Annotated in this window: 1 protein-coding gene; it reads left to right on the plus strand. The window is 64.0% G+C overall.

Features of this window, described 5'->3' with window-relative positions; genetic code table 11:
- Positions 1-1,035, plus strand: a 1,035-nt coding sequence (locus OKA04_RS24940; protein ID WP_264503853.1) for a PsbP-related protein, incomplete at its 5' end; no start/stop codon positions are given.
- Positions 1,036-1,266 lie beyond the last annotated feature (231 nt).

Genomic DNA, 1,266 nt, shown 5'->3' on the forward strand with positions numbered 1-1,266 from the left:
ACTACACCCCGCTCCACTCTCAGGCAGGCAATCAGCGGCGAGGCACCAGCCCACCGGCCGGCAATGGCGTCCACCTCCTGCTTCCTCCACCAGTCCACGGCCCGCGTCGCCGCGCGCGTCGCCTCCCCGTCCCCGGCGACACGGACCCACCTCCTCGTCTGCCGCGCCCAGAAGCAGGACGACGCCGACGTCTCCCGCCGCGCGGCGCTCGCGCTGCTGGCCGGAGCGACGGCGGCGGTGGGGGTGAAGGTGGCGCCCGCCGCCGCGGCCTACGGCGAGGCGGCGAACGTGTTCGGGAAGCCCAAGACGAACACGGAGTTCATCGCCTACAGCGGCGAGGGGTTCAAGCTGCTGATCCCGTCCAAGTGGAACCCCAGCAAGGAGCGCGAGTTCCCCGGACAGGTCCTCCGCTACGAGGACAACTTCGACGCCAACAGCAACGTCTCCGTCATAATCAACCCCACCACCAAGAAGACCATCACCGAGTTCGGCTCCCCCGAGGAGTTCCTCGCCCAGGTCGACTTCTTGCTTGGCAAGCAGGCCTACTCCGGCAAGACAGATTCCGAGGGTGGGTTTGAGTCGGACGCGGTGGCGACGGCGAACATCCTGGAGAGCTCGGCGCCGGTGGTGGGAGGGAAGCAGTACTACAGCGTAACGGTGCTGACGAGGACGGCGGACGGCGACGAGGGCGGCAAGCACCAGCTGATCACGGCCACCGTCAACGACGGCAAGCTGTACATCTGGATTTGGGTGAAATTTAGCCGGCGAGGGCGCTGGTGTTGTAGACGAGGAGGGCGCCGCCGCCGAGGAGCCCGGCGAGGGTCACGGCCCAGATCAGAAGCCCGGTGGTTCCACCAACGTAGGTGTCACCGGTGGGAGACCATTCCTCCGGCGAGTAGATTGGGCTGTAGCCGTCGACGTTTGCGCCGTACTTGTCAACGAATTGGTACACACCCTTCCCCGTGCTCTTCCTGCCAGATGCATCAATATCGACTGACATGCCACCTCCAATCCCGTAGGGCTTGTCGGTCTTGATCTTCTTCCCACCGCTGCAGACGATGGCGAAGGAGGATCCCCGGCGGGAGATGGACGGAAGGCCCTTGGCCCGGGCCGGCGCCACCAGCGGCGAGGTGATCATGGATGTTGCCATCCTCAGCTTCAGCTCAAATTTTTCTGCACCTCACTCTCACTGTTCTACCTGATCTCTGATGGATGGATGGATGCAAAGCAGAGGTGAGAAGCAATGGCAGCTCAATATAATTGTGG

The sequence above is a fragment of the Luteolibacter flavescens genome (assembly GCF_025950085.1).
GTDB classification, from domain to species: Bacteria; Verrucomicrobiota; Verrucomicrobiia; order Verrucomicrobiales; family Akkermansiaceae; genus Haloferula; species Haloferula flavescens.